General features: G+C 64.9%; 13 protein-coding genes. 8 read left to right on the forward strand and 5 right to left on the reverse strand.

Annotated elements, in window-relative coordinates; translation table 11 throughout:
• Positions 1-4 precede the first annotated feature (4 nt).
• Positions 5-1,000, reverse strand: a complete 996-nt coding sequence (gene aes, locus JI75_RS06955; protein ID WP_039689807.1) for an acetyl esterase — start codon at positions 998-1,000, stop codon at positions 5-7.
• Positions 1,001-1,009: 9 nt separating this feature from the next.
• Positions 1,010-2,320, reverse strand: coding sequence for an MFS transporter (locus JI75_RS06960; protein ID WP_039689809.1), 1,311 nt, complete (start codon positions 2,318-2,320; stop codon positions 1,010-1,012).
• Positions 2,321-2,616: 296 nt separating this feature from the next.
• On the opposite strand from JI75_RS06960, the gene JI75_RS06965 reads away from it, so the two are divergent.
• The 5 genes from JI75_RS06965 (at position 2,617) to JI75_RS06985 (ending at position 7,558) form a co-directional block, all read left to right on the forward strand.
• Positions 2,617-4,080, forward strand: coding sequence for a helix-turn-helix transcriptional regulator (locus JI75_RS06965; RefSeq protein WP_039689811.1), 1,464 nt, complete (start codon positions 2,617-2,619; stop codon positions 4,078-4,080).
• Between the two features lie 257 nt (positions 4,081-4,337).
• The gene (locus tag JI75_RS06970) at positions 4,338-5,291 is read left to right on the forward strand and encodes an L-lactate dehydrogenase (protein WP_039689813.1); all 954 of its coding nucleotides are present in this window, start codon (positions 4,338-4,340) and stop codon (positions 5,289-5,291) included.
• Between the two features lie 31 nt (positions 5,292-5,322).
• The gene (locus JI75_RS06975) at positions 5,323-5,814 is read left to right on the forward strand and encodes a hypothetical protein (protein WP_039689815.1); all 492 of its coding nucleotides are present in this window, start codon (positions 5,323-5,325) and stop codon (positions 5,812-5,814) included.
• Between the two features lie 114 nt (positions 5,815-5,928).
• Positions 5,929-7,233, forward strand: a complete 1,305-nt coding sequence (locus JI75_RS06980) for a Y-family DNA polymerase (RefSeq protein WP_039689816.1) — start codon at positions 5,929-5,931, stop codon at positions 7,231-7,233.
• Positions 7,226-7,558: a hypothetical protein gene (locus JI75_RS06985; protein ID WP_039689817.1), complete on the forward strand. Its 333-nt coding sequence runs from the start codon at positions 7,226-7,228 to the stop codon at positions 7,556-7,558. Before JI75_RS06980 ends, JI75_RS06985 begins: the two co-directional genes overlap by 8 nt.
• Positions 7,559-7,565: 7 nt before the next feature.
• Here the strand turns inward: JI75_RS06985 and JI75_RS06990 are convergent, their stop codons facing one another.
• On the reverse strand, positions 7,566-8,525 hold the full coding sequence (locus JI75_RS06990; protein WP_039689818.1) for an SGNH/GDSL hydrolase family protein: 960 nt from the start codon (positions 8,523-8,525) through the stop codon (positions 7,566-7,568).
• Positions 8,526-8,989: 464 nt separating this feature from the next.
• On the reverse strand, positions 8,990-9,859 hold the full coding sequence (locus JI75_RS06995) for a hypothetical protein (RefSeq protein WP_039689819.1): 870 nt from the start codon (positions 9,857-9,859) through the stop codon (positions 8,990-8,992).
• On the opposite strand from JI75_RS06995, the gene JI75_RS07000 reads away from it, so the two are divergent.
• The 3 genes from JI75_RS07000 to JI75_RS07010 all read left to right on the forward strand — a co-directional run bounded on the left by JI75_RS07000 (position 9,858) and on the right by JI75_RS07010 (position 13,232).
• The gene (locus JI75_RS07000) at positions 9,858-10,718 is read left to right on the forward strand and encodes a TPM domain-containing protein (protein WP_052241662.1); all 861 of its coding nucleotides are present in this window, start codon (positions 9,858-9,860) and stop codon (positions 10,716-10,718) included. The genes JI75_RS06995 and JI75_RS07000 overlap by 2 nt on opposite strands.
• A 99-nt stretch (positions 10,719-10,817) precedes the next feature.
• Positions 10,818-12,068 (forward strand): SPFH domain-containing protein, encoded by a 1,251-nt coding sequence (locus JI75_RS07005; protein ID WP_039689821.1) that lies wholly within the window; start codon positions 10,818-10,820, stop codon positions 12,066-12,068.
• Positions 12,069-12,308: 240 nt separating this feature from the next.
• Positions 12,309-13,232, forward strand: coding sequence for a LysR family transcriptional regulator (locus tag JI75_RS07010; RefSeq protein ID WP_039689823.1), 924 nt, complete (start codon positions 12,309-12,311; stop codon positions 13,230-13,232).
• Positions 13,233-13,324: 92 nt separating this feature from the next.
• On the opposite strand, the gene alaS is transcribed toward JI75_RS07010, so the two are convergent.
• Entirely contained in the window at positions 13,325-15,955 is a 2,631-nt protein-coding gene (gene alaS / locus JI75_RS07015) for an alanine--tRNA ligase (protein WP_039689825.1), read from the reverse strand.
• Positions 15,956-16,053: the final 98 nt, after the last annotated feature.

Consider the following 16,053-nt stretch of genomic DNA (forward strand, 5'->3'; position numbering starts at 1 on the left):
ACCTTTACAGCCCCAGATGCCGGCGGTAGAACGCGGCGCCGTTTCCCAGCGCCTCGTTCGCCGCGTCGAGCATCTTGGTGTAGTGCAGAAACGCGTGGATAACCCCTTCGAACACCTCGTAGCGGTGCGGGATGCCGTACTGGTCGCATATGGCGGCCAGCGTCGCGCTGTCGTCGCGCAGCGGGTCGAACTCGGCGGCCGCTATGTAGCAGGCCGGCATGTCGCGGGTCAGGTCGTTGAGGAACAGGTTCGCGTACGGGCTCTTCTGCAGATCGGACGGATCGTCTGCGTACATCTGCATGTAGAACCGCCAGTCCTCTTCGGTAAGCCCGTCCCACGGCCCGCCCAGAAGGCGCATCGACGACGAATCGGCCAGGCCGAACCAGCCGTAGTACAGAAGCAGGCACTTCACGAACTCGCTTGAGCCCAGCTCCTCGCGCAGGTACATCGTCGCGGCGAGGCTGAGGTGCGCGCCGCCGGAATCCCCCGCGAACGAAAGCGCGTCCCCGTCGATCCCGTGGGCGCCGCCCTGCTCGTGCAGGTACGACGCGACGGCCGCGGTCTCGCGCACCGCGCTGGGAAACTTCGACTCCGGGGAGAGCCGGTAGTCCACCGCGACCACCGCGACCCCGGTCTTCTGGGCGAGGATGCGGCAGATGCGGTCGTGCGTGTCGAGGTTGCCCAGCACGAACCCGCCTCCATGGACGTACACGATGGCCGGGCTTTCGGGCCGGCCCGCCGCCGAAGCGGCGGCACGGCCCTCGGTGGGATAGTAGAAGCGCACGGGGATCGGGCCGAAGGGCCCTTCCACGGTCCCGTCCGCCTTCAGGGCCATGCGCGGCCCTCCCTCGACCCAGTGCGCGCGCCCGGCGACGTAGTTCGCGCGCATGGCCTCGAAGCCGACGCTGGTGTCGTTCGCGTCGCCCGCCAGCTCGCTTTCCTTCGCAAGCACCGCCTTCATCTGCGGGCTTATGAGCGAGAGGACGTCGAGTTTGTTCATGGCGTCCCCTTAGGATGCGTCGGCGGCAGACGGCGCCTCGGCCGCGGGCTCCTCGCAGCGGCGCTTCTTCATCGTGCGGAGCATCATGGCCAAACAGACGCAGCCGATCGCGCCGAACATGATCTCGAAGCCGAAGATGCTCTGGAACGCCGCGGTGCCCTGGGCGTCGATCATGCTGCCGTACCACGTGTGGATGAACACGTCGGGCAGAAAGCCGATGACCGAGAGGATGCCGGTGGCGGTGCCGAAGATCGACATCGGGATCTTCACCTCGGACAGCGGGGACGATCCGATGGAGAACGCACCGTAGGTGGCGAACCCGAACACCACCACCAGAACCGTGGCGACCATGACGCCGGCAGGATCCTGCGGCAGAAGGAGGAACCCGCCCAGAATGGCGATGGACAACACGAGGCCTCCCAGAATGGCCTTCGAGGGGCTCTTGATGCGCGTGGCGATCCAGCCGACCACCGGGCCCGCGATAAGGCCGATGCCGTACGTGCGGATGAGGCCGGTCACGTTGACCAGGTTGCCGTCTGCGCTGAAGCACTGCGTGAGGTAGGGCGTGGTGTAGGTGGCTCCCTGGTAGACGGCGTACACGCAGAAGTAGGCGACGCAGGCCCACAGAACGCCCGGATGCTTGACCGCAGTCGCCGCCTCCTTGAGGCTGAACAGCTTGGCGTCCTTGTTGATCTCGCCTTTGAAGTCGGGGATCAGGAAGTACGAGGCGACGCCCAGAAGGGCGATCATGACGCCCAGGAACACGAGCATGGCCTGCACGCCCAGAGAGCCGGAGATGGCGGCCACGATGGCGACGTTGACCAGGCCGACGATCAGTCCGGTCACGCCGTAGATCGAATAGCTGATGCCGATCTTGGAGGCGTACTCGTTCTCCTCGCAGCACAGGCGGATCACCTTGAAGCGCGTTCCCCACCACACCAGGATGGACGTGATGCCCATCAGCACGAACAGCACGAGGCACACCTGGACGGACGGCAGCGTCGCGTACACGAACACCAGCACCGCCGTGGCGATGAATCCCACCCATGCCAGCGTGCGCATGCGGAACTTGTCGGCCACGATCCCGGAGGGCAGGTAGCATATCAGGGCGGCCAGACCGTACGCCGACACCATCAGGCCGAGGTCGGCGTTGGAGCAGCCGAGCGCCTGCATCAGGGGATCGTAGAACACGCTTTTCAGGTACATCGGCGCGTAGATGATGGACGACCCCATGGAAATGAGCACGACGAGCGCCCATTTGTGGAGCTTGGAGAGATCCTTGTACGTAACCTCTCCCTTGCTCTTGGCAAGCAGTGACATCTTCCTTCCTTTCTCCTTACGTTCGCCCAGCACCCTTACCGTCCGCCGCGCTTCGCGGCATGCGGCCCCAAGCCGGACTATGGGGCTGATTCTGCTCAGGGGAAGTTTGCTTGCCATCGCAAAATGGCCACTAATTACCCGAATACTCATTTTCTTGCGAGGACTTCATGATTCGTTGGTGATAAGTTTCGGGGCATAGTGACCAGGCAGCCGACATCGGCTTTCCTTCTAAATCCCAGCAGATCATCGCGATCGCTAGCCCCTGCAATCGAGACAGAGAAAAGAGGGTCGCCTTCATGACAGCGAGCAAAGAGGCATCGGGAGTGCTGAGAGAGGGAGCGAACGACATAGCCGACATGCTGGGGCACCGGCCCGCGTCGAAGTACGTGGGATTCGCGCTTCTGCTGGCGTGGCACTACTCGCTTTGGTTCGTCCCGCATATGTTCGCGGCCACCGAGCTGTTGGACCAGCGCGTGACCATCGCCTGGCTCGTGAACCTGGGCGCGACCGTCGTCTTCCTGCTTCTCATCGCGTTCTGCTTGGGACGCAAGCGCCACCTGTCCTCGTACCGGTGGCTCTACGCGGCCGCCCCCGGGCTCACCGCGGCGGGCACCCTGGCGCTGTGCCTGATACCCCAGGTGTTCGCCACTCCGGAAATCTCCTACGCGCTCTCGTTCTTCCTGGGCGCCTCCGAATCGGCCATGTGGATCCTTTGGGGCGAGCGCTACGCATGCGTCAAGGCCAGCTACTCGCTGCGCCACATCGGCACGACGTTCGGCCTGACCCTGTTCATCACCGTGGGCGTCGCGTGGATCCTGCCGACCTACGTCACGACCCTCTTCACGGCCGCCCTCCCCATCGTCTCCGGGATCGCGCTGGTCGCGGCGCGACGGGACGGGGCGCGGGCCTTCCCCGTCCTTCTGCCCCGCAGCGCCACCCAGGGCGGCATGAAGAACATGGTGGCCGTGAGCATCATCACGTTCCTCGCAAGCATAGCCTGCTACTTCCTCGTGGCCATCATCCCCTGGGAAGCGCTGCCGCCCAAAGACCACAGCTTCACGCTGGGGGTTCTGGGAGGGGCCGTCCTCATGCTGGGACTTGCCGGCATCAGCCTGGCCACGAAGGACAAGGCCAACATATTCAAGATGTACCCCTGGCTGATCGTGCTGATCATCACCGCATTCGGGCTGTTTTTAGCCGATCGGGAGACCTTCTTTCCCGCCTTCATACTGGCGACCGGCGTCTCGTCGCTGCTGGAGATACTGCTGATCATGTACTTCGGTATCCTGACGTCGAAGGGCTACGTGACCCCGGCGGTGGCGTTCGCCTTCTCGGGCGGCTTCGTGCGCGCGGGCATCGCCGCCGGCAACACCTGGGCGGTCGAATACGAGCGCGCGCCCTGGCTGGCCGAGGCCATCACGCCCGAAACCTGCCTTTTGCTCATCTGCGTCCTGGCCGTCTTGCTGATCCCCCTCGTGCGCCAGGAGTTCAACATGATCGCCCTCACGGCCGCGCCCCCTTCGCGCGCCGAGATCGACGAGATATGCGCCGAAGTGTCCGAGGAATTCGGGCTGTCATGCCGGGAAAGCGAGATCCTCGTGCTGATAGCGCGCGGGTACACCACCAACAACATGGCCGACAAGCTGGTCATCTCGCCCTACACCGTGAACACCCACATCCGCCACATCTACGAGAAGATGCAGATCCACAAGCGAAGCGAGCTTCTGAACTACCTCAACATGCAGCGCAACGACTTCTAGGGCGCACGGGCGCTGCGGGTGCCGACGCGCGGACGGCCCCTTGCGCTGCGGGCGGCGCACGCGCCGGCCGCAGCGGCCCGCGCGTCGGTTCGGGTTCCGACGGAAAGCCCGCAGAGGCGTTTTCTCGCGAAAAACGGCAACCCGAAACACAATCGACCGAAACAGAGCCTAGAATGCTGCTCAGCGCACCGCGCGGGCGAAAGCCGTCTGCGCGCCCCGTCGGGGCGAGGGCCGCGCAGACGTCGATAGGAGGCTCCATGACCCAGTCGAACACCCGGAAAGCCGTGATCATAGGCTGCGGCCTCGTAGGCGCGACATCGGCGTTCAGCCTGATGGAAAGCGGCCTGTTCTCGGAAATCGCGTTGGTCGACGTCAACCGGGAGCGCGCCGAGGGAGAAGCGCTCGACATCGGGCACGGCACCCCGTTCTACGGGCCGGTGGAGATCTACGCGGGCGGCTACGACGACCTTATCGACGCCGACATCGCCATCATCACGGCGGGAACCGCCCAAAAACCCGGGGAATCGCGCCTCGACCTGGTCCAGAGAAACGTCGCGATCCTGAAGTCGATCCTGGTGGAATTCTCGCGGCGCCCCTTCGACGGCATCCTCATCATGGTGTCGAACCCGGTCGACGTGCTCACCTACGTCGCCGCCAAGATCACCGGGCTTCCGCGCAGCCGCGTGATGGGCACCGGCACCATGCTCGACAGCGCGCGGTTCAAAAGCATCCTGGCCGCCCACCTGCACCTCGACGCGCGCAACGTGCACGCCCGCATCATCGGCGAGCACGGCGACAGCGAGTTTCCCGTCTGGAGCATGGCCAACGTCTCGGGCATCCCGCTTTCCGAATGCCTGAGAAACGCCGGCATCGACGAGGCCGAAAAGCTCATGGAGCGCGTCGAGCACGAGGTGCGCACCAGCGCCGGGCGGATCATCTCGAAGAAAGGCGCCACCTACTACGGCATAGCCGCCTCGGTGAAGCGCCTGTGCGAGGCCATCGTGCGCGACGAGAAGTCGGTCATGACCGTCTCGACCGTGCTGGAAGGCGAGTACGGCCTCAGCGACGTGGCCCTCAGCATCGTGAGCGTCATCGGCGCCGAGGGCATCGACTCCCACCTGCCCGCCCCCATATCGGAAGACGAGCACCGGCGCCTGCGCGAATCGGCCGACGCCCTGAAGGCCGTCATCGCCGAGCTCTCGCTGGACTAGGCGCGCCGGATCCCGAACGGAAAGGAGCCGCATGCGCGTTTCCGCGATCGAGAACTTCTCCCCCCGCTACGATGCCGACCGCCTGGTCGCCCTGGCGCTGTGCGCCGCCTCGGGAAGCGATGCGGACTGGGCGCGCGCCCTGCGCGCGTACGGCGCGCAGCAGGAACATCTCCCGCAGATCGTGGCCGATTCCGTCACCGAAACGTCTCCCACCTGCCGCATCGTCGCCAGCGGCTCCCACAAGGTGGCCATCGCGTCCCAACGCGAGGCGCCTGTGCAGTCCGTGTTCGTCCCGCAGGCCGCCCGCGAGCTGGAAGCCCGCCTCGGCGACGGCGAAACGCAGTGCCTCCATCTCGCCGACAATGGAGACTATCTGGGCTTCGTGGCGTTCTCCCGCGATGCGGCGGCCGAAGCGCGCGAAGGGGCGGCGCCTTTCGAGAGCATCCCCTGGGCGGCCGTGGCCGCATTCGCCTGCGCCTGCGCCGTCATCGCCTTCGCGGCGGCCTGGATCGCCCTTCGGTAGGCCGGCTCGGGAAACGCCGCCCATTCTCCATCGTTTGTTCGATTGACCGCGCCCGCGAACCGCGCGACAATTCCCTCCGTAATCGAACAAACGTTCTAAAAAGAAGGGGGCGCCATGGGGGGCCTTGGGCGCGTGCGCACGTATCTGTGCATCGATTTGAAAAGCTTCTACGCCAGCGTGGAATGCGTCGATCGCGGGCTGGACCCGCTGTCAACCGACCTGGTGGTGGCCGATCCCGACCGCGGGCGCTCGACCATCTGCCTCGCCATCACCCCTCGCATGAAAGAGCGCGGGGTGAAAAACCGATGCCGCCTGTTCGAGATACCCGACGGCATCGACTACCTCGTCGCGACCCCCCGCATGCGCCGGTACATGGAGGTCTCGTCCCTCATCTACCGCACTTACCTGCGCTACGTGTCCCCCAACGACCTGTATGCGTACTCCATAGACGAATGCTTCATCGACGCCACGCCCTACCTGGCCCTCTACCGCACCGACGCGCGGTCGTTCGCCCGCATGCTCATGGACGCCGTGCTCGCCGAAACGGGCGTCTACGCAACCGCGGGGATCGGCACGAACCTGTTTTTGGCCAAGGTGGCGCTGGACATCACGGCGAAGCGCGAAAAAGATCGCATCGGATACCTGGACGAACCGTCGTTCAAGGCATCCGTCTGGCGGCATCGCCCCCTCACCGACATATGGAACATCGGACCGGGGACGGCCGAGCGGCTGGCACGCCACGGGGTGGTCGACCTCGAAGGGGTGACCCGACTCGACCGATCGCTGCTCGAGCGGGAGTTCGGCGTCAACGCCCAGCTGCTCATCGACCACGCGCACGGACGGGAAGACTGCACCATCGACCAGATAAGGTCGTACCGCCCCCGTTCGACGTCGATCGCCAACGGGCAGGTCCTCATGCGGGAGTACAGCTTCGACGAGGCGCTCGTGGTGCTGAAGGAGATGGTGTACGAATCTGCCCTCGAGCTGGTGGAGCGCCGGATGGTGGCCGGACACGTGTCCCTCATGGTGGGATACACGGTGCCGGGGCGCGTCTACCGAACCCAGAGGCGCCGGTTCACCCCCGAAACCGCCGCATCGGCATCGAGGAAGCTCTCCCGCAAAACGTCCTCCCGACGCTACCTCGAGCAGCAAATCGTCGCCCTCTACGAGGAAAAGGTCAATCCCGCGCGCCCCGTAAAGCGGATGAGCATAGCGCTGGGGCGCCTCGAGGCGGAAAGCTGCGAGACGCTCGACCTGTTCACCGACGTAAGGGAGCTCGAGCGGGAGCGGGCGCTGTGCCGCACCTCCATAGAAGTGAGAAACCGCTACGGAAAGAACTCCCTCATCAGGGGAATCGATGCGCTGGAATGCGCAACCGCCCGACAGCGCAACGTCCAGATCGGAGGACACCGTGCATAGCGAAGCGAACAGGGCCCGACAATACCTGCCCTTCGCCGCCTTGAAGGGCCTCGGCAACCTGATGTCCCTCGCCGCCGTCGAGCGCCAGGAACGCTGCCAGCTCCTCGAAGAGGAGGAGGAATCCCTCAATCGGATCCTGGCGTCCCTCGAGCCGGGGGATCCGGTGAGCGTCGTCTACTACCGGAGGGACCATTACGAGCAGGCCGAGGGCAGCGTCGTGCGCATCGACGCGCGATCCCGGCGCATGGAGATCAACGGGGCGTCGTTCGACTTCCGCGACATCCGGTCGCTCAGCTCGGTCAACCACCCCGACGACGCCTGGTAGGAGGTCCCTACCTTCGATACGGCCCGCTCTCGATCAAGCGGCGGCACACATGCATCCATTGGGCCGTCGTGGATTGGGCGTACTCGCAGCCCACGCACGACCTCCCCGAAGCTACGCAGGGGTCCGCCGACAAAAACCCCTCCCCTCCGGGAAACGGGGGGACGTCCAGGTCGGACAGAACCCCGTCGCCCGCACGGCGCATGCACTCCTCCACCATCCAGGCGATCTGGCGCATGCCCAGCCCGGTGGGATGGGTGCCGTCGAGCGCTTCGTAGTCGTATCCCAGCGAAGAGGCCGCACAGAACGTGCAGCCGTGATCGCGGCACGCCGACTCGATGGCCGCGTTGTAGTCATCGAAGCGCGCGCCCCGGTACGCGCGGGGAAACGTCGGGGATCCGCACCCACTCACGCGCCCCGCCAGCAACGAGACGCACCATATTCGGGCCTCCGGGAAGTCGCGCCGAAGGTTCGACAGCATGCGCCCGTAAGCATCCCGAAAGCCGCAGACGGCGTTCTCGACGGCCGGAAACGACGCCGAGACGCCAGGAGAGGCGCCGTCCCCCTCGGCCGGCACGTCCTCGCAGGGCTCTTCCTGAACGCAGAAGGGTATCGCGTTTCCCCGGCCCGCCAGCTGGTTTGGAAACCCGCCCCAGCCGTAGTCGTTCGTCCCGAAAAACACCAGGATGTCGTCGGGAGCCGAGCCGTCGGACGAAGCCAGCGCAGAGGAGCGCTCGGGGCTTTCGCCCGCCGGGTAGCCCGGCCCCTCGACACACGATCCCGACCAGGCCGCGTTCGACGCGACAACGCCCCCGCACCGACGGACCACCTGCATCCACCAGGTGTCCTCGACGGCTTCAACACCCCAAACCCGACGGCGCTCGCCTTCGTAGAACACCGCGAAGCCCTCGCGCGTCGCACCTTCGAACGTGCTGATGGAATCGCCCAGAATGGAAAAAAGCCGCGTCACGGGAACCCCTCTCGAACCGTGTGCATGGATCTGATGCAAACTCTTACGGGAAACGTCTGGAAAACAAAAGCGATATTATGCGCGACGCATTATACGCCTGGGAAAACCGCTATCATCGACGATGCGGTTCGCAATTCAACGAAAGGCGCTCCATGGCATCCGAATCGACGAACTACCAATGCCCCTCGTGCGGGGGACGTCTGCACTTCGAGGCTCAGACCAACAACCTCGCCTGCGATTTCTGCGGCTCCCGCTTCCGCCCCGAAGACGTCGAGGCGTACTACAGCCGCAAAGACGGCCCCGCGGCGGCCGAGGCCCCCAGCGCGGCCGAGGCCTCGGTCGATCCCGGCCATGCCGTCGAGACGGAACGGGTCGAAGCGGGCGAAGACCCCATCCAGGCCTACCTCAAGCGATCCCGGTGGGACGACAAGGACGCCGAGAGCATGCGGGCCTACAACTGCTCGTCATGCGGGGCCCAGCTGATGGTCGATCAGGTCACCGCCATCAAGCAGTGCCCGTACTGCGGAAACGAGACCATCGTGCCCGGCCAGCTGGCAGACGCGCTGCGCCCCGACTACCTCATCCCCTTCAAGAAGACGAAAGAGGACGCCATCGCGGCGCTGAAGGAGTACTACCGCGATAAGAAGCTGCTCCCCAAAAGCTTCTCGGACGAAAACCACCTCAACGAGATCCAAGGGGTCTACGTCCCGTTCTGGCTGTATTCGACCACGGCCAACGCAGATGCCAATTTCTCGATGACCCAGGTTATGACCTGGAGCGACAGCGAGAACCTCTACACCAAGACCGACCATTACGCCGCCGAGCGCAAAGGATCCATCGACTTCGCGCGCGTCCCCGTGGACGGATCGACCCGCATGCCCGACGCGCATATGGACTCGATCGAGCCCTACGACTATTCCGAGATGGTCCCGTTTTCCCTCGGGTACCTGCCGGGCTTCCTGGCCGACCGATACGATCAGAACGCCGAGGAATGCAAGGCCCGGGCCGAAGAGCGCATGGGGCAGAGCGCGCAGGACGCGCTGTCCCACACGGTGGAGGGCTACGACACCGTCAGCTTGGACGGCTGCAGCTCGTCGGTGGAATGGAACGACATCCGCTACGCCCTTCTGCCCGTCTGGATGCTGCATACCAGGTGGAACGGACAGGACTTCCTGTTCGCCATGAACGAACGGGCAGACCGGGAAGCTGATCGGCGATCTGCCCATCAGCTGGAAGAGGCTGGCGGTGCGGTTCTTGGCGGCGTTCGTCCCGATCGCCGCCGTCGCGTTCGCCGTGCTTCGATTCGCGCCGCTGTAGGAAGGCGAGGTACCCATGAGATTGCTGAAAAAGCTGGCAGCGCTTTCCCTGTGCATCTGCCTTTTCGCCCTGACCCCGTTCTCCCTGTGCGGCACGGCCTGGGCGGCAAGCGACGCGTTCGCGAACAACGAGAACCAATCCGACCAGGGGACGTTCGTCCTCGACGAGTACGGGGCCCTCAGCTCCGATGCGAAACAGCAGCTCGAACGGCAGGGAGACTTCCTTGCCGAGCGCTACCATATGGGCGTCTACCTGCTGGTCGTGTCGAATATCGGCTCGCAGCAGGCGCGCGAGTACGCCACCGAGTACTACAAGAGCCGCAACCTCGGCATCGGCGAGGGGAAAAGCGGCGTGCTGTTCCTCGTGGCGGTCGATTCGCGCGACTACGTGACCATCACCTACGGGGACGGCATCAAGGCCTTCACCGATTACGGGGTGAAATCCCTCGAAGAGCGGATCGTTCCCAGCCTCAAGGACAACCAGTGGGACAACGCCGGCTCGGCGTTCTACCACCGCGCCACCTACCTGCTGGAATACCGGGCGGAAACGGGGTCGGCCTTCGACTCGAAATCGAGTGACAGCGCCCAGGACAAGCTGTTCGACCTGCTGCTGCAAGTCGGGATGGCCCTCGTCATCGCAGGTGTGGCCGCCGGGGGGCTGAGCGCGATGGAGTACCGCAAGATGAAGACCGCCCGGCTCAAAACCGAGGCCGCCGATTACGTCGAACGGGGAAGCTTCAAGCTCACCTCCCAAAACGACTGGTTCGTCACCTCCACCATGTCCGTCGTCCCCCTGCCCGACGATGACGACTCTTCCGGGGGCGGGTCCACCATCTTCAGCGACGGGTTCGGCGGGTCGTCGGGAGGCAAATTCTAGTCAACGGCATCGCGTTTCGCACACGATCCGATATATCATCCGAGCACAGGCTCGAAGCGCAGCCGCAGCGCATGAAGCGGCACGAACGAAGGAGCGACCATGGGACTTATCAAAGCAGCAGTCGGAGCGGGCGGCGGTGTGCTGGCCGACACCTGGCTGGAATTCTTCAACTGCGATGAAATGGCCGCAGACACCCTGATCATCAAAGGCAGGAAGCAGACGTCCAGCCGCGGGCGCAGCTCGAACACCAAGGCCGAGGACAACGTCATCTCGAACGGCTCGAAGATCGCCGTGAACGAGGGCCAGTGCATGATCATCGTCGAGTCGGGCAAGATCGCGGAGTTCTGCGCCGAGCCCGGCGAGTACACCTACGAGAACTCCACCGAGCCCAGCCTGTTCTACGGCGACCTGGGCGAGGGCATCGTGAACACCTTCAAGCAGATCGGCCAGCGCTTCAAATTCGGCGGGGACCCCGGAAAAGACCAGCGCGTCTACTACATCAACATCAAAGAGATCATCGGGAACAAGTTCGGCACCACCTCCCCCATCCCCTTCCGCGTGGTCGACAAGAACGTCGGGCTCGACATCGACCTGGCTATCCGCACGAACGGCGTGTACTCGTTCCGCATCACCGACCCGGTGCGCTTCTACACCAACATCGCCGGAAACGTCGCCGAGAAGTTCACCTGCGCCGATATCGAAGGCCAGCTGCGCAGCGAGATGCTGACGGCGCTCCAGCCCGCCCTCGCGCGCATCTCCGCGATGGGCATCCGCTACAGCGAGCTGCCCGGCCATGTGACCGAGCTGACCGATGCCCTGCGCGGCGAGCTGAGCCAGGCATGGGGCGAGGCCCGCGGATTGACGCTCGAGAAGGTCGCGCTGAATTCGGTGAACGTGTCCGAGGAAGACGCCGAGCTCATCAAGGAGATGCAGAAGGCCGGCGCGCTGCGCGATCCCGGCATGGCGGCCGGTTCGCTTACCGCCGCCCAGGGCGACGCCATGCGCGCCGCCGCCGCGAACGAGAACGGGGCGCTTGCGGGCTTCATGGGATTCGGCATGGCCCAGCAGGCAGGCGGCGTCAGCGCCAACCAGCTGTTCGAGATGAACGCGCAACGGCAGGCCTCCGCTGCTCCGACGGGCGCGGACGGCCCCCAGGGCGCCGTCGGAGCGGCCGTCGCCGCAGGCGCGGCCGGTTCGTGGGCGTGCCCGAGCTGCCAAACCTCGAACACCGGCAAGTTCTGCAGCAACTGCGGGACGAAGAAGCCCGAGGCGGCCAACTGGTTCTGCCCCGAGTGCGGAACCCAGAACGCGGGCAAGTTCTGCAGCAACTGCGGCACCCCGCGCCCCTAGCGCACCTCTGTGAAAACGCTTTTCCGCTGCCTTCAACCAGCGGAAAGCCCGACCGGCCAAAAGCGTCGGAATCCCCCGATGCATCGCGGGTTATCGCGCTCAGCAGACCCCCGACACCGCACGTAGGCGGCGTCGGGGGTCGTCCGTTTTCAACGGAAAGGATCTGAATCAGTATTCGCTTTTTTCGATAACCGATCTTGTATTAGAATGAACGCGTATCGAACGAAGGGAACACGGCACATGACGCTCCAACAACTCCGCTATCTGATCGCCATATCGGAACACGGCTCCATCAACGCCGCCGCTCAGAACCTCTACATCAGCCAGTCGAACCTCTCGACGGCGGTCAAGGAGCTCGAGCGCGAACTGGGCATCACCATCTTCACCCGCTCCAACCGCGGCGTGCATCTCACCAACGACGGCACCGAGCTCCTCGGATACGCCCGCCAGGTGATCGAGCAGGCCGACATGCTGGAGACGCGCTATGCGCACGGGCGCGAGAGCCAGGTGCGCCTCGCCGTCTCCACCCAGCACTACCATTTCTCGCTCCAGGCCTTCATCAACGTCGCCGAAGGCTGCGAGAGCGAGAAGTACGACTTCGTGCTGCGCGAGTGCGCGACGGGCGAGATCATCGACGACGTCCGCACCTTCAGGAGCGACGTGGGCGTCCTGTACATGGACGACTTCAACTCGCGCGTCCTTCAGAAGGCCTTCAAAGACGCCGAAGTGGCGTTCACGCCGCTGTTCAAGGCGAAGGTGCACGTATTCGTAAGCGAGAAGCACCCGTTGGCCGACCGCAAGATCCTCAGCCTGGGCGACCTGGACGCGTATCCGCGCTACTCGTTCGAGCAGGGGACGGCCAACTCGTTCTACTACTCGGAAGAGCCGTTCGGCTACCTCCCCCACGACCGCAATATCCGCTATTCGGATCGCGGGACCCTCACCAACCTGCTTACCAGCTTCAACGGCTACACCGTGTCGACCGGCGTGCTGTCGCCCGAGATGCACGAGGGCATCGTGGCCATCCCGCTGGACGTGGACCAGAAGATGACCGTCGGCTACATCATGCACAACGAACGCCGCCCCGGCCAGCTCCTCCTGCGCTACATCGAAGAGCTCCACCGCGTGATCGACGAGCATCCCTCCGTCCAGTCGTTCGACTAAGCGCGCGAACGAAAGAGAAACGAGGAAGGGGGAGCCGCACGATGCGGCTCCCCCTTCCCTATGCGCTCTTAGCGTTCCGGCGATTCGGGGAACTACAGCCCCAGCATCGCGCGGGCCTGGCTCAGGGCCTCGTCAAGGCCCGACGCGTCCTTGCCGCCGGCTTGGGCCATCGAGGCCTTGCCGCCGCCGCCTCCCTTGATAGCAGAAGAGATCGCCTTGATGATAGCGCCCGCATCGAAGCCGGCCGCAACCGCCTCGTCGGTTCCCGCGGCGAGGAGCACGGGTTTGCCCCCGCTTTCGCCCGCAAGCACCACGGCGCCGGGGCGCTCCATGCGCGAACGCAGGATGTCCCACGCGTTGCGCATCGAAGACGAGTCGGCCCCCTCCACGATCCCGACGACCACCGGGTAGCCCGCAGCGGTCTCGCGCACCTGCTCCAGCAGGCCCGCCACGCCGTCTGCGGCAGCGCTTTGCTTGGAGCGCTTCGCCTCGGCCTGCAGCTCCTTGAGCGCCTTCAGGCTGACGGCGACGCGCTCGGCCGCTTCGAAGGGCTGGGCCTTCAGCTGGTCGGCAACCGCCTTCAGCTGCTCCTCGCAGGAATTGAGGTACTCGAGGGCCGCGAAGCTGGTGACCGCCTCGATTCGACGCACGTTCGCCCCGACGCTCGATTCGCCCACGATCTTGACCAGGCCGATCTCCGACGTATTGCCCACATGGCAGCCACCGCACAGCTCGCGCGAGAACGCTCCCGCCTCGACGACGCGGACGACCTCGCCGTATTTCTCGCCGAACAGGCCCGTCACGCCCGAAGCGCGCGCCTCGTCGAGCGAGGTCTCGTAGATGGTGGTGGGGATTGCCTGCATGACGATCTCGTTCGTCCGCGCTTCGATGCGCTTGATCTCGTCGGGGGAAACCGCCGAGAAATGGGTGAAGTCGAAGCGCAGGCGGTCGGGGCCCACATAGCTGCCCGCCTGGTTCACGTGATCGCCCAGCACCTCGCGCAGCGCCGCATGCAGCAGATGGGTGGCGGTGTGGTTGCGCGTGATGCGCGCGCGGCGCAGCCCGTCAACCGAGGCGGTTACCTGCGCACCCGCTGCGATCTCGCCCGATGCGACCTTCACCTTGTGGCAGACCAGGCCCTTCTCGGGCGCCCGGGTATCCAGCACCTCGACGCGCGCGCCCTCGCAGGAAATGACGCCGGTATCGCCCACCTCGCCGCCCATCTCGGCGTAGAACGGCGTGACGTCGAGCACGACGTCTCCCTCGTCTCCCTCGGAAAGCGATGCGGCAAGCGCCCCGTCTTTGACCAGGGCGACCACCTTGGCGGCGGATTCAAGCGCCCCGTAGCCGACGAACTCCGTGGGACCGTTTTGCTTCAGCAGGTCGGCGTACACCCCGCCGAACGTGCTCCAGGCGGCCTCCGCGTCCTTCGTGTTGGCCGCGCGGGCGCGGTTGCGCTGCTGCTCCATGTTCGCCTCGAAGCCGGCCCGATCGATGGAGATGCCGCTTTCCGCGCAGATCTCCTCGGTGAGCTCGACGGGGAACCCGTAGGTGTCATGCAGGGTGAAGGCGGCCTTCCCGTCGAGGACCGAACCGGGGGCCATATCGGCCAGCGCGTCGGCCAGATAGGCCTGGCCCTGGCGAAGCGTGGCGCCGAAGCGCTCCTCCTCCGAGAGGATGACGCGCTCCACCAGCTCGCGGTTGTCGATGACCTCCGGGTACACATGCCCCATGAGCTTGATGATCTCTTCGAAGCACGCGCCGAGGAACGGGCCCTCGATGCCCAGCTTGTGCCCATGCAGGACCGCACGGCGCAGCAGGCGGCGCAGCACGTAGCCGCGGCCCTCGTTGGACGGCAGGATGCCGTCGGCGATCATGAACGAGACGCTTCGGCTGTGGTCGGCGATGATGCGCAGCGACAGGTCGGACGCGGCGTCTTGCTTGTACACCTTGCCGCTGAGGCGCTCGCCCACGCTGATGAGGTCGCGCATGACGTCGGTCTCGTAGTTCGACTGGACGCCCTGCATGATGGCGGCCATGCGCTCGAGGCCCATGCCCGTATCGATGTTCTTGGTGGGAAGGGGCGCGAGCGTTCCGTCTTCCTGCCCGTCGAACTGGGTGAACACGCAGTTCCAGTACTCGAGGAAGCGGTCCCCGTCGTCACCCGGCTTCTCGCCCTCGAAATCGGGGCCCTGGTCGAAGTAGATCTCGGAGCACGGGCCGCACGGGCCGGTGGGGCCGGCGCGCCAGAAGTTGTCGTCCTCGCCTAGGCGGGTGATATGGTCCTCGGGCACTCCCAGGCTCTTCCAGATCTCGATGGTCTCGTCGTCGTCGAGGTACACCGTGAAGTACAGGCGCTCTTTGGGAAGCTCGAGAACCTCGGTGGAGAACTCGTAGGCCCAGGCGCACATCTCCTTCTTGAAGTACGCGCCGAACGAGAAGTTGCCCAGCATCTCGAAGAAGCTGAGGTGGCGCCCGGTGGTGCCGATGATGTCGATGTCGTTGGTGCGCACGCACTTCTGAACCGTCGTGGTCCCCGTGTACTGGGGGTCGAGCTCCTTCACATGGAGGAAGTAGGGCTTGAACTGGACCATGCCCGCGCTGGTCAGAAGCAGCGAGGGATCGTCGGGGATGAGCGAGGACGAGGGCATGCGCTTGCATCCCTTCGCCTCGAAGAACTGCAGATACTTTTCGCGGATCTCCGCCGTGGTCATGTATTTCACGAAACAACTACCTATCTATCGCCTGTACCCATGCTCTCGCATGGCCTTACCTTACTCGCTCCGAAAGCCCGAACCGGCGAGGGCCGCCGTCGCAGCTT

It is taken from the genome of Berryella intestinalis (assembly GCF_000814825.1).
Taxonomy (GTDB): Bacteria; Actinomycetota; Coriobacteriia; order Coriobacteriales; family Eggerthellaceae; genus Berryella; species Berryella intestinalis.

Excerpts from the sequence above, each read along its gene's own strand:
- aes (WP_039689807.1), bottom strand. The coding sequence starts at position 1,000 with ATGAACAAACTCGACGTCCTCTCGCTCATAAGCCCGCAGATGAAGGCG.
- JI75_RS06960 (WP_039689809.1), bottom strand. The coding sequence starts at position 2,320 with ATGTCACTGCTTGCCAAGAGCAAGGGAGAGGTTACGTACAAGGATCTC.
- JI75_RS06965 (WP_039689811.1), top strand. The coding sequence starts at position 2,617 with ATGACAGCGAGCAAAGAGGCATCGGGAGTGCTGAGAGAGGGAGCGAAC.
- JI75_RS06970 (WP_039689813.1), top strand. The coding sequence starts at position 4,338 with ATGACCCAGTCGAACACCCGGAAAGCCGTGATCATAGGCTGCGGCCTC.
- JI75_RS06975 (WP_039689815.1), top strand. The coding sequence starts at position 5,323 with ATGCGCGTTTCCGCGATCGAGAACTTCTCCCCCCGCTACGATGCCGAC.
- JI75_RS06980 (WP_039689816.1), top strand. The coding sequence starts at position 5,929 with ATGGGGGGCCTTGGGCGCGTGCGCACGTATCTGTGCATCGATTTGAAA.
- JI75_RS07000 (WP_052241662.1), top strand. The coding sequence starts at position 9,858 with ATGAGATTGCTGAAAAAGCTGGCAGCGCTTTCCCTGTGCATCTGCCTT.
- JI75_RS06995 (WP_039689819.1), bottom strand. The coding sequence starts at position 9,859 with ATGGGTACCTCGCCTTCCTACAGCGGCGCGAATCGAAGCACGGCGAAC.
- JI75_RS07005 (WP_039689821.1), top strand. The coding sequence starts at position 10,818 with ATGGGACTTATCAAAGCAGCAGTCGGAGCGGGCGGCGGTGTGCTGGCC.
- JI75_RS07010 (WP_039689823.1), top strand. The coding sequence starts at position 12,309 with ATGACGCTCCAACAACTCCGCTATCTGATCGCCATATCGGAACACGGC.